Raw genomic sequence first — 11,842 nt, forward strand, 5'->3', positions numbered from 1 at the left:
GGAACCGCCCCCGGACCCACCCACCCTCCCGAAAGCCCACCCCCACACCCCAGCCCCGCGCAGCGCCCCCCTCAGTCCGTCCGCGTAATCAGCAACAACAACGCGTCATCCCGCAACGCCCCACCCGTGTGCGCCAGCAGATCCGCATACACCCGCCCCACCGCCGCCTCCAACTCCCCCGCCGAGCGCGCAGCTCCCCGCACCAGCGGCCCGACCCGCTCCGCCAACGGATAGAACTCCCCGCTCCTGCGGTGCCGCGCCTCGATGACCCCGTCCGTGTACAGCACCAGGACGTCCTCCGTCCCGAACGGCTGCCCCCAGGTGGCCGGTTCGCCGGTCGCGAGCCGCCCGAGGCCGAGCGGCACCCACGGGTCGGGCGCGTCCAGTACGTGGGCCCGCCCTTCACCGTCCACCCGGATCGGCGCGACGTGCCCGTACTGGAGCAGTTCCATCTCGCCGGGCCGGCGGAACTCGGCGAACAGCGCCGTGGTGAACTCCCCGTCCGGCACGTGCCGCTCGACGCTGGCCTCGATCCGCGAGGCGACGCCCCGTAGTCCGGCTTCGTCGTACGCGGCTTCGCGGAACGCGCCGAGCACCACCGCCGCGGTCTGGACGGCCGCGAGCCCCTTGCCCCGGACGTCCCCGACCGCGACCCGGGTGCCGTGCGGCGTCTCCAGCACCGAGTAGAGGTCCCCGCCGATCCGTGAGGCGTCCGCCGCGGACACGTACCGCACGGCGAGCCGCAGCGGCCCCACGGCCGGCCCGGGCAGCCGCAGCAGGGCCCGCTGGGCGGCCTCGGCGACGGAGCTGACCGCCGCGAAGGCGGCCGCCCGCCGCATCCGGATCTTGGCGACCCAGGCCGAGAACAGCGTCAGAACCAGATAGCTGACCATCGCACCGTAGAGGAAGCGGGCGTCGTTGATGTTGTCGACCTGGTCGTAGTGGCTGAGTCCGAAGACGGCGACCAGCCCGACCGCGCAGACGGCGAGCAGTTCGCCGGGCTTGAGGGTGAGCGCGGCGACGGCCGGGACGACGGTCATCAGCGGTGCGAGGTACCGGTCCTTGCCGGAGAGGAGGTCCGCGAGTGCGACCAGCAGGACGGCGAGCAGCGCCGGGGCGGCCCGCCACCGGAGCGGCACGTCCTGGAGGTCGACGACCCTCAGGGCGCCGCGCCGCCGGTCCGGTGGCAGCCCGGCGGCGGTGGGGGCCGAGGGCGACTGGGCACGGCGGATCGGAAACACATACCGAACATAAGGGACGATCACGACCCCGAACCACCCCGCCCACCCCGCCCACCCCACCCACCCTGCCCGCCCAGCCTCCCCCGCCCACCTCGCTCGCCCCACCCCCATAAGTCCCCATTGCCCGATTTGTCATAAAGTTCGACCGAAGCGGCTACTCAGAGGAGGCCCTGCCCGGTGTCCGGATACCGACCCACGCCGCGCATCACCGCACCCCCCGCCCGGACGGCCACCCGGCCGCACCACTGGCTCAAGTTCTTCCTGACCGGCCTGCTGCTCTGGGCCTGCACCGTCCTGGTCACCTTCTTCACCGACAACAGCAACCTGGTCCCGACCATCGTGCTGCTGGGCAGCTTCCTCGTCCCGGCCACGGTGGTGATCTGGGCGTACGAGCGCTACGCGGCCGACCTCGGCCCGGACCGGATCTTCACCTGCTTCGGCATCGGCGGGGTGATCGGCGTCCTGGGCGCCTCGGTGCTGGAGACGTACCTGCTCTCCCCCTCGGTGTGGATGTACGCGGGGGTCGGCCTGATCGAGGAGGCGGTCAAGCTGGCCGCCCTGGTGCTGGTCAGCCGCCGGCTGCGGGTCAGCGGGCTGCGCCACGGGCTGGTGCTGGGCGCGACCGTCGGCGCCGGGTTCGCCGCGTTCGAGAGCGCCGGGTACGCGTTCAACGCGGTGCTGAGCATCCAGGGGCTGTCGCTGGACGACCTGGTGGAGACGGAGATCCTGCGCGGGGTGCTCGCCCCGGTCGGCCACATCCTGTGGACGGCGATCATCGGCGGGGTGCTGTTCCGGGAGCGGCGCGGCGGGCGCTTCCGCCTCACCACCCCGCTGCTGCTCACCTACCTGGGCGTCTCGCTGCTGCACGCGCTGTGGGACAGCACGAGCGGCATCGCCGTCTGGCTGGTCGCCCGGACCACCACGAGCGACTTCCAGCGCGCCCTGTTCGACCTGGGCTACATGCCGAACCCGTCGAGCGAGCAGGTCCACCTGTACACCGTGTACGACACGGCGGGACTGCTCGTGGTCTCCTTGGGAGGGCTGCTCTGGCTGAGGCTGCTGGTGCGCAGCGAGCCCACCGCGCCGATCCCGGCACAGCAGCCCTCCGTACCGGCCTGACCGTCACCCGCCCCTCCGAGAAATACCCCAGAGGGGTATGGTGTTCGAAGAGCTGGAGAAGCAGGAGATCCAGCACCAGCACCGACCTCCAGGAGGCCCCGATGTCCAGCACCATCACCTACACCGTGTCCGGCATGAGCTGCGGCCACTGCGAGAAGGCGATCAGCGAGGAGCTGTCCGCGCTGGCCGGTGTCACCGAGGTCGCCGCCGACGCCCAGGCCGGTACCGTGACGGTCTCCTCCACCGCCCCGCTGGCGGAGGAGCAGGTCCGCACCGCGATCGACGAGGCCGGCTACGAGCTGGTCGGCCCCGCGGTCTGAGCCACCCCGGTACGGCGGGGGCCCGCCCGGGCCCCCGCCACCACTCCCTAGGAGCCCTCCGCATGACCACCTCCGCCCCCGGCGTCGGGGCACGGGACCGGGTCGAGCTGTCGATCGGCGGGATGACCTGCGCCTCGTGCGCCGCCCGGATCGAGAAGAAGCTCAACCGGATGGACGGCGTCGAGGCCACGGTCAACTACGCCACCGAGAAGGCCCGGGTCGACTTCGGCCCCGGCGTCACGGTCGAGGAGCTGATCGGGACCGTCGAGCGGACCGGCTACACCGCCGAACTCCCCCCGCCCCCGGCCCCCGCCGCTCCCGAGCCCGGCTCCGACCCCGCGCTCGGCGACCACCCCGGGCACGGCGAGCACCCGGCGCACGGCGGCCGCCCCGGCCCGGCCGGGCGCCCCGCCGCCGACCCGCTGCGCGAGCGCCTGCTGATCAGCGCCCTGCTCGGCGTCCCCGTGGTGCTGCTCTCGATGGTCCCCGCCCTGCAGTTCACCGACTGGCAGTGGCTGGCCTTCGCCCTGACCGGCCCGGTCGTCCTCTACGGCGGCCTGCCCTTCCACCGCGCCGCCTGGACCAACCTCAAGCACGGCGCCGCGACCATGGACACCCTGGTCTCGCTCGGCACCCTGGCCGCCTTCGGCTGGTCCTGCTGGTCCCTCTTCCTGGGTCACGCCGGCCTGCCCGGCATGCACCACGAGTTCTCGCTCACGGTCGGCGACACCGACCCCGCCGCCAGCCTCTACCTGGAGACCGCGGCCGCCGTCACCGTGCTGATCCTGCTGGGCCGCCACCTGGAGGCCCGCGCCAAGCGCCGGGCCGGCGCGGCCCTGCACGCCCTGCTGGACCTCGGCGCCCAGGACGTGACCGTGCTCCGGGGCGGGCGCGAGGTCCGGCTACCGGTGGACCGGCTGACCGTCGGCACCCGCTTCGTGGTCCGCCCCGGCGAGAAGGTCGCCACCGACGGCACGGTGGTCGAGGGCAGTTCCGCGGTGGACGCCTCGATGCTGACCGGCGAGTCCGTCCCGGTCGAGGTCGCCGTCGGGGACGCCGTGACGGGCGCCACCGTCAACGCGGGCGGCCGGCTGGTGGTCGAGGCCACCAGGGTCGGCGCGGACACCCGGCTGGCCCGGATGGCCAAGCTGGTCGAGGAGGCCCAGAACGGCAAGGCCGCCGCCCAGCGCCTGGCCGACCGGATCTCCGCGGTCTTCGTCCCGGTGGTCATCCTGATCGCCCTGGCCACCCTGGTCGGCCGGCTGCTGGCCACCGACAGCCCCACCGCGGCGTTCACCTCCGCGGTGGCCGTGCTGATCATCGCCTGCCCGTGCGCCCTGGGCCTGGCCACCCCGACCGCCCTGCTGGTCGGCACCGGCCGCGGCGCCCAGCTCGGCATCCTGATCAAGGGCACCGAGGTACTGGAGACCACCCGCAAGGTCGACACCGTCGTCCTGGACAAGACCGGCACCGTCACCACCGGCCGGATGACCCTGCTCGCCGTGCACACCGCCGAGGAGGTCACCGAGGCCGAGGCGCTGCGCCTGGCCGGCGCCCTGGAGCACGCCTCCGAGCACCCGATCGCCCGGGCCATCGCCACCACCGCCGCCGACCGCCTCGGCGCACTGCCGCCGGTCCGGGACTTCCGCAACCTGCCCGGCCGGGGCGTGCAGGGCGTCGTGGACGGCCGTACGGTCACGGCCGGGCGGGCGGCCCTGCTGGCCGACCACGCCCAGCCCCTGCCGCCCGTCCTGGCCCGCGCCGTGGCCGCCGCCGAGGCGGCCGGCCGCACCGCGGTCGCGGTCGGCTGGGACGGCGGGGCCCGGGCCGTCCTGGAGGTGGCGGACGCGCTCCGGCCGACCAGCGTCGAGGCCGTCGCCCGGCTGCGCGCCCTGGGCCTGACCCCGGTGCTGCTGACCGGCGACAACCGCACGGTGGCCGAGGCGGTGGCCGCCGAGCTCGGCGTCGCACCGCGGGACGTCATCGCCGAGGTGCTGCCCGAGGACAAGGTGGCGACGGTCCGCCGCCTCCAGGCCGAGGGCCGGGTCGTGGCGATGGTCGGCGACGGCGTCAACGACGCGGCCGCGCTCGCCCAGGCCGACCTGGGCCTGGCGATGGGCACCGGCACCGACGCCGCGATCGAGGCCGGCGACCTCACCCTGGTCCGCGGCGACCTGCGCGCCGCCGCCGACGCCGTCCGGCTCGGCCGCCGGACCCTCGCCACCATCCGGGGCAACCTCTGCTGGGCCTTCGGCTACAACGTCGCGGCGATCCCGCTGGCCGCCGCCGGACTGCTGAACCCGATGATCGCCGGGGCCGCGATGGCCTTCTCCTCGCTCTTCGTGGTCGGCAACAGCCTCCGGCTGCGCCGCTTCCGGGCCGCCTGAGCCCGGCCGGACGGCCCGAGGGGCCCGGACCGTCCCCGGTCCGGGCCCCTCGTCACGCACCGACGCCGCAGCGCCTCGACGCCTCAACGCCCCAGCAGTTCCCCGCCGTTGCAGTGCAGGATCTCGCCGGTGATGAACCCGGCCTCGGGCGAGGCGAGGAAGGTGACCGCCGCCGCGACCTCCCCGGTCTCGCCGATCCGGCCGAGCAGCGTGCGCGCCGCCCGGCGGGCCACCTCGGGCTCGTCCAGCCGCGGCCCGAAGAACTCGGTGCCGGCCACCGTGCCCGGCGCGACGATGTTGGCGGTGATCCCCGAGGTGCCCAACTGCGCGGCCAGGAAGTGGTTCCAGGCGTGCAGCGAGGCCTTCGCCGCACCGTAGGAGCCGGCCCCGCGCAGGGCGGCGATGGAGCTGATGGTGACGACCCGGCCGGAGCCCGGGGTGAGCCGGTCCCGGATCGACTCGGTGAGCAGCACCACGGTCAGCACGTTGCGCTCGAAGTCGCCGCGCCAGCGGGCCAGCAGGGCGTGCGGCCCGCCGCCGACCACGGTCTCCCGGCTGCCGGCGTTGTTCACCAGCACGTCGATCCGCTCGGGCAGTTCCGCCAGCGCGGCCTCCACGGCGTCCGGGTCGGCGAGGTCGCACACCAGCGGGGTGACGTTCGGCCCGAGGTCGATCGCGGCCTTCTCCAGGACGGCCCGGCGCCGACCGACGATCACCACGTGCTCACCCGCCTCGGCGAACCGCCGCGCGACTTCGTACCCGATTCCCGTGCCACCGCCGGTGACGACGACGTTCCTGGCCATCTGCGCACTCCCTCCCCAGTTCCGCCGTCGCGCGACGAGGGGGCGCGACGGTCCGTACCGGAATGCCACGATTCCTATCACGCTCGGTTGCCGTGACTGCGGGGAGGGTGACGTCGTGCGCGAGGGAAGGTGTGATATGGGCGCGGTACGAGGCGCCTACGGAGCGTGGCGAGAGGCAGCTCACACCCCCCGGGCGTAACTTCTCGCACCCTGATACGTCTTAGGTTGGTAGTGCGGCAGTTTTTCCGCTGGGCGGGGCACGATCAACGGCAATGTGTCCCCGCACTTCCGGCGGGCTGTCGCCGACGGGGCTCCGGCGGGCCCCGGGAACGGTCGTCGAATCCTCGACGGCCTTCGCGCACGGCGCCGGGGTTGTGGCGGGCCAGGGACGCTTTGAGCGGCCGTCCCCGGTCGCGGCCGGCCCCGGAGTCGTGCGCCGTACGGTTCCGTCCCCGTCCGCGGGCCTTCCGGGTCCGCGGGCGGGGACGCGAAGGGGCCCGGCCGCTCAGCAGCGGCCGGGCCCCTTTCGGTGCGGTGCGACGTCAGCGCTGTTCGAGCTCGACGTAGTCGCGGATCGCGGTGCCGGTGTAGATCTGGCGCGGGCGGCCGATCCGGCTGGTCGGGTCGTTGATCATCTCGTGCCAGTGGGCGATCCAGCCCGGCAGCCGGCCGAGGGCGAACAGCACGGTGAACATGCTGGTCGGGAAGCCCATGGCGCGGTAGATCAGACCCGTGTAGAAGTCCACGTTCGGGTACAGCTTGCGCGAGATGAAGAAGTCGTCCTTGAGGGCGTGCTCCTCCAGCTTGAGCGCGATCTCCAGCAGCTCGTCGCTCTTGCCGAGCTGGCCGAGGACCTCGTGCGCCAGCAGCTTGACCTGCGCGGCGCGCGGGTCGAAGGCCTTGTAGACGCGGTGGCCGAAGCCCATCAGCTTGACGCCGGCTTCCTTGTTCTTCACCTTCGTGATGAACGCGTCGACGTCGCCGCCGTCCTTCTGGATGCTCTCCAGCATCTCCAGGACGGCCTGGTTGGCACCGCCGTGCAGCGGGCCCCACAGCGCCGAGATGCCCGCCGAGATCGAGGCGAACAGGTTGGCGTGGCTGGAGCCGACCAGGCGCACGGTGGAGGTGGAGCAGTTCTGCTCGTGGTCCGCGTGCAGGATGAGCAGCTTGTCCAGGGCGTTGACGATGACCGGGTTGAGCTCGTAGTCCTCGGCGGGGACGGCGAAGGTCATCCGCAGGAGGTTCTCGACGTAGCTCAGGTCGTTGCGCGGGTAGACGAAGGGCTGGCCCATCGCCTTCTTGTACGCGTACGCGGCGATCGTCGGCAGCTTGGCCAGCAGGCGGACGGTCGACAGGTGGCGCTGGGCCGCGTCGAACGGGTTGTGGCTCTCCGGGTAGAACGTGGAGAGCGCGCCGACCACCGAGGACAGCATGGCCATCGGGTGGGCGTCCCGCGGGAAGCCCTGGAAGAAGCGCTTGACGTCCTCGTGCAGCAGCGTGTGCTGGGTGATCTCGCGGTTGAACTCCGCCAGCTGGGCCGCGTTGGGCAGCTCACCGTTGATCAGGAGGTACGCGGTCTCGATGAAGCCGCCCTGCGAGGCGAGCTGCTCGATCGGGTAGCCGCGGTACCGCAGGATGCCGTTGTCGCCGTCCACGAAGGTGATCGCGGACTTGTACGCGGCGGTGTTACCGAAGCCGTTGTCCAGGGTGACCAGGCCGGTCTGCGGGAGCAGCTTCGAGATGTCGAAGCCGGAGTTGCCCGCAGTGCTCTCGACGACGGGGTACTCGTACTCGCCGTCCTGGTACCGCAGTACTACCGAGTTGTCGCTCACGTCTTCCTCACCGACGAAATGAATCCTCTTCCAAGGTGCCCTGACTGACTCCACGATCCCCCATCCGGAGGACAGTCGCGCACCCGGGGTGGCCCGGAAGGGCCCGCCCCTACAAAACCTGCTGCCCCTGCCGGTACGAACCGGACAAGATCGGCACCACCCTAGGCTCTGCCGTAAATCTCTTCACGTCAAGAGAACATTAGAGGCAACCATCCTGTTGGATAATCATCCAGAAGCAAGTCGATGATCCAGCGCGGCGTGCCGCCGACCTGCACTGACGGCCCTCACAGCCTGCGCGATCGCCTTCCGTGACCCGACCAGCACGACGAGTTTCCTCGCCCTGGTCACAGCCGTGTAGAGCAGGTTTCGCTGGAGCATCGTCCAAGCGGACATGGTGACCGGAATCACCACCACCGGGTATTCACTTCCCTGCGAGCGGTGGATCGTCACCGCGTAGGCGTGGGCCAGCTCGTCCAGCTCGTCGAAGTCGTACGGCACCTCCTCGTCCTCGTCGGTGAGCACCGTCAACCGCTGGTCGTCCACGCTGAGGGCGGTCACCACTCCCACTGTGCCGTTGAAGACCCCGTTCCGCCCCTTGTCGTAGTTGTTGCGGATCTGGGTGACCTTGTCCCCCACCCGGAAGGTCCGCCCGCCGAAACGCCGCTCCGCCAGACCCTCCCGGGCCGGCGTCACCGCCCCCTGCAACAGGGTGTTCAGGTTCCCCGCCCCCGCCGGGCCCCGGTGCATCGGCGCCAGCACCTGGACGTCCCGGCGCGGGTCGTAGCCGAACTTCTGCGGGATCCGGCGGGCCACCACGTCCACCGTCAGACCGGCCGCCCGCTCGGTGTCGTCCTCCACGAACAGGAAGAAGTCCGCCAGACCCTCCGTCAACGGCGGCTTCCCCTCGTTGATCCGGTGCGCGTTGGTCACCACGCCCGACTGCTGCGCCTGCCGGAAGATCCGGGTCAGCCGCACCGAGGGGATCGGCCCGTCCTCGGCCAGCAGATCCCGCAGCACCTCACCGGCCCCCACCGAGGGCAGCTGGTCCACGTCCCCCACGAACAGCAGGTGGGCGCCCGGCGGCACCGCCTTGACCAGCTTGTTCGCCAGGATCAGGTCCAGCATCGAGGCCTCGTCCACCACCACCAGGTCGGCGTCCAGCGGCCAGTCCCGGTCGTACGCGGCGTCACCGCCCGGCTTGAGCTCCAGCAGCCGGTGCACCGTCGAGGCCTCCGCCCCGGTCAGCTCCGCCAGCCGCTTGGCCGCCCGCCCGGTCGGCGCCGCCAGCACCACCTTCGCCCGCTTGGCCAGCGCCATCGTCACGATCGACTTCACCGTGAACGACTTGCCGCAGCCCGGACCACCCGTCAGCACCGCGACCTTCTCGGTCAGCGCCAGCCGCACCGACTGCTCCTGCTCCGGCGCCAGCGCCGCCCCGGTCCGCCGGGCCAGCCACTCCAGCGCCACCGGCCAGTCCACCTCCGCCGACCACGGCATCCGGTCGGAGTCCGAACGCAGCAGCCGCAGCAGCTGGTTGGCCAGCGAGATCTCCGCCCGGTGGAACGGCACCAGGTACACCGCGGTGATCGGCTCGCCCGCCTCCCCCGGCACCGCCTCGCGCACCACCCCCTCGGCCGCGACCAGCTCTGCCAGGCAGTCGATCACCAGCCCCACGTCCACCTGCAACAGCTTCACGCCGTCCGCGATCAGCCGCTCCTCCGGCAGGTAGCAGTGCCCCTGGTCGGTGCTCTGCGACAGCGCGTACTGCAGGCCCGCCTTCACCCGCTCCGGACTGTCGTGCGGAATGCCCACCGCCTGGGCGATCCGGTCCGCCGTCAGGAAGCCGATGCCCCAGACGTCCGAGGCCAGCTTGTACGGCTCGTTGCGCACCACCCCGATCGAGGCGTCCCCGTACTGCTTGTAGATCCGCACCGCCAGCGAGGTCGACACCCCGACCCCCTGGAGGAAGACCATCACCTCCTTGATGGCCTTCTGCTCCTCCCAGGCCGCGGCGATCTTCTTGGTGCGCTTGGGCCCCAGCCCCGGCACCTCGATCAGCCGGCCCGGTTCGTTCTCGATCACCTCCAGGGTGTCCACCCCGAAGCGCTCGACGATCCGCTCGGCGAACCGCGGCCCGATCCCCTTGATCAGCCCCGAGCCCAGGTACCGCTGGATGCCCTGGACGGTCGCGGGCAGCACCGTGGTGTAGTTCTCCACCGTGAACTGCCGCCCGTACTGCGGGTGCGAGCCCCACCGCCCGTGCAGCCGCAACGACTCCCCGACCTGCGCCCCCAGCAGCGCGCCCACCACCGTCAGCAGGTCGTTCCCGCCCCGGCCGGTGTCCACCCGGGCCACCGTGTAGCCGGTCTCCTCATTGGCGTAGGTGATCCGCTCCAGCACGCCCTCGACCTGCGCGAGCTGGCGGGGCACCTCCTGCCCCGACTGCGCCTGCTTGCCCACCGGAGCCCCCTTCGACCGGTACGGGTGGACCATTCCGTTACGCACCGTACCGCCCGGCGCGGACAGGTCCGGACCGCCCGCCGGGCCTGCCGTGCACGGCCCCGACCGAGGTGCCAGGCTGAAAGGGTCCAGGGGGTCGTCGACCGCGCCCGCGCCCGCACGGGACCCGTCCGAGGAGCAGTGCCGCCATGCTCAACACCGACTTCCGCCCCGGCTCCCCGAACTGGCTCGACCTGAGCAGCCCCGACACCCGGGCCTCCGTCGACTTCTACTCCGCGCTGTTCGGCTGGACCTTCGACTCGGCCGGCCCCGAAGCCGGCGGCTACGGCTTCTTCCAGCTCGACGGCCGCACCGTCGCCGCCCTCGGCCCGCTCGCCGAGGAGGGCGCGCTCCCCGGCTGGACCCTCTACTTCACCACCGAGGACGCCGACCGCACCACCGACCTGGTCGAACAGGCGGGCGGCCGCATCCGGTTCACCCCCTTCGACGTCTTCACCGCGGGCCGGATGGCCGGCTACACCGACCCGACCGGCGCCGACTTCGCGGTCTGGCAGCCGCACGACACCCGCGGCCTGGACGTCGTCAACGACCAGGTCAGCCTCTGCTGGGCCGAGTGCTACAGCGTCGACGCGGAACGGGCCAAGGCCTTCTACCGCACGGTCTTCGACTGGCAGGAACAGGACGTCCCGCTCGGCGAGGCGTTCTACACCGTGCTCACCCCGTCCGGCGGCGGCACCGACGACGCCCACGGCGGCATCCTCCAGCTCAGCCCCGAGCACACCGCCCGCGGCACCCGCTCGCACTGGCTCCCCTACTTCGAGGTCCCCAACGTGGACGCCTGCCTCGCCATCGCCGACCGGCTCGGCGCGAAGGTCCGGATCCCGGCGACGGACCTCCACGGGGTCGGCCGGCTCGCCCAGCTGCTGGACCGGCACGGAGCCGTCTTCGCCGTCATCACCAGTGCCGGGCCCGGGGAGTGACCCGGCATCGGACCGTGGTGGGCCACAGCGGGCCCTGGAGGCACGCTACGGGCGTAGACAGGGTCCGCCGACCCCCTCGGCCCTCCTTATCCTCTGATCATGACTGAAACGGCTGTTCTGACGATCCGACGGGCCGGCGAAGGCGATCTGCCGGCGATCGTGGCCATGCTCGCGGACGACCCGCTGGGCGCCACCCGCGAGAGCCCCGACGACCTCACCCCCTACCGCACCGCCTTCACCCGTATCGACCGCGATCCGCACCAGCACCTGGTCGTCGCCGAACGCGCCGGCCGCGTCGTCGGCACCCTCCAGCTCACGGTGATCCCGGGCCTCTCCCGGGCCGGCGGCACCCGCACGATCATCGAGGGCGTCCGCATCCACGCCGACGAACGCGGCAGCGGACTCGGCACCGAGTTGATCGAGTGGGCCGTCGAGCGCTCCCGCGAACTCGGCGCCGACCTCGTCCAACTCACCTCGGACGCGACCCGCACGGACGCGCACCGGTTCTACGAGCGACTCGGCTTCACGGCCTCGCACCTCGGATTCAAGCGGCAGCTCTGACATCTTCCCCGGAAATGCGAAAAGGCCCACCCGGTCACCCGGGCGGGCCTTCTCTGAATGATTGTTCGGCGGCGTCCTACTCTCCCACAGGGTCCCCCCTGCAGTACCATCGGCGCTGTGAGGCTTAGCTTCCGGGTTC

General features: G+C 72.1%; 9 protein-coding genes and 1 rRNA gene. 5 read left to right on the plus strand and 5 right to left on the minus strand.

What is annotated here, in order from left to right; translation table 11 throughout:
- Window positions 1-71: 71 nt before the first annotated feature.
- The gene (locus tag ACFC1T_RS37330; RefSeq protein WP_375896961.1) at window positions 72-1,241 is read right to left on the minus strand and encodes a PP2C family protein-serine/threonine phosphatase; all 1,170 of its coding nucleotides are present in this window, start codon (window positions 1,239-1,241) and stop codon (window positions 72-74) included.
- Window positions 1,242-1,418: 177 nt separating this feature from the next.
- Between ACFC1T_RS37330 and ACFC1T_RS37335 the strand changes: the two genes are divergently transcribed.
- The 3 genes from ACFC1T_RS37335 (at window position 1,419) to ACFC1T_RS37345 (ending at window position 5,067) form a co-directional block, all read left to right on the plus strand.
- Window positions 1,419-2,360 carry a PrsW family intramembrane metalloprotease gene (locus tag ACFC1T_RS37335; protein WP_375896963.1) on the plus strand — a complete coding sequence of 314 codons (942 nt, stop codon included), beginning with the start codon at window positions 1,419-1,421 and terminating at the stop codon, window positions 2,358-2,360.
- A 101-nt stretch (window positions 2,361-2,461) separates the two neighbouring features.
- Complete coding sequence (locus ACFC1T_RS37340) at window positions 2,462-2,680, plus strand: heavy-metal-associated domain-containing protein (protein WP_375896966.1); 219 nt, start codon at window positions 2,462-2,464, stop codon at window positions 2,678-2,680.
- A gap of 62 nt (window positions 2,681-2,742) precedes the next feature.
- Entirely contained in the window at window positions 2,743-5,067 is a 2,325-nt protein-coding gene (locus tag ACFC1T_RS37345; RefSeq protein ID WP_375896969.1) for a heavy metal translocating P-type ATPase, read from the plus strand.
- Between the two features lie 83 nt (window positions 5,068-5,150).
- Here ACFC1T_RS37345 and ACFC1T_RS37350 read toward each other — a convergent pair whose 3' ends face one another.
- From ACFC1T_RS37350 to ACFC1T_RS37360, 3 genes are all read right to left on the minus strand, one after another.
- On the minus strand, window positions 5,151-5,870 hold the full coding sequence (locus ACFC1T_RS37350; RefSeq protein WP_375896972.1) for an SDR family NAD(P)-dependent oxidoreductase: 720 nt from the start codon (window positions 5,868-5,870) through the stop codon (window positions 5,151-5,153).
- A 542-nt stretch (window positions 5,871-6,412) separates the two neighbouring features.
- The gene (locus tag ACFC1T_RS37355; protein ID WP_375896975.1) at window positions 6,413-7,702 is read right to left on the minus strand and encodes a citrate synthase; all 1,290 of its coding nucleotides are present in this window, start codon (window positions 7,700-7,702) and stop codon (window positions 6,413-6,415) included.
- A gap of 225 nt (window positions 7,703-7,927) precedes the next feature.
- Window positions 7,928-10,162 carry an ATP-dependent RecD-like DNA helicase gene (locus ACFC1T_RS37360; protein WP_375896978.1) on the minus strand — a complete coding sequence of 745 codons (2,235 nt, stop codon included), beginning with the start codon at window positions 10,160-10,162 and terminating at the stop codon, window positions 7,928-7,930.
- Between the two features lie 188 nt (window positions 10,163-10,350).
- Here ACFC1T_RS37360 and ACFC1T_RS37365 point away from each other — a divergent pair, with 188 nt between their 5' ends.
- Complete coding sequence (locus tag ACFC1T_RS37365; RefSeq protein ID WP_375896981.1) at window positions 10,351-11,142, plus strand: VOC family protein; 792 nt, start codon at window positions 10,351-10,353, stop codon at window positions 11,140-11,142.
- Window positions 11,143-11,241: 99 nt separating this feature from the next.
- Window positions 11,242-11,703 carry a GNAT family N-acetyltransferase gene (locus ACFC1T_RS37370; protein ID WP_375896984.1) on the plus strand — a complete coding sequence of 154 codons (462 nt, stop codon included), beginning with the start codon at window positions 11,242-11,244 and terminating at the stop codon, window positions 11,701-11,703.
- A 63-nt stretch (window positions 11,704-11,766) separates the two neighbouring features.
- Here the strand turns inward: ACFC1T_RS37370 and rrf are convergent.
- A 5S ribosomal RNA gene (gene rrf, locus ACFC1T_RS37375) occupies window positions 11,767-11,842 on the minus strand; the annotation flags it as partial.

Source organism: Kitasatospora sp. NPDC056076, from assembly GCF_042266305.1.
In the GTDB taxonomy this organism is placed as follows: domain Bacteria; phylum Actinomycetota; class Actinomycetes; order Streptomycetales; family Streptomycetaceae; genus Kitasatospora.

Excerpts from the sequence above, each read along its gene's own strand:
- ACFC1T_RS37340 (WP_375896966.1), top strand. The coding sequence starts at position 2,462 with ATGTCCAGCACCATCACCTACACCGTGTCCGGCATGAGCTGCGGCCAC.
- ACFC1T_RS37345 (WP_375896969.1), top strand. The coding sequence starts at position 2,743 with ATGACCACCTCCGCCCCCGGCGTCGGGGCACGGGACCGGGTCGAGCTG.
- ACFC1T_RS37350 (WP_375896972.1), bottom strand. The coding sequence starts at position 5,870 with ATGGCCAGGAACGTCGTCGTCACCGGCGGTGGCACGGGAATCGGGTAC.
- ACFC1T_RS37365 (WP_375896981.1), top strand. The coding sequence starts at position 10,351 with ATGCTCAACACCGACTTCCGCCCCGGCTCCCCGAACTGGCTCGACCTG.
- ACFC1T_RS37370 (WP_375896984.1), top strand. The coding sequence starts at position 11,242 with ATGACTGAAACGGCTGTTCTGACGATCCGACGGGCCGGCGAAGGCGAT.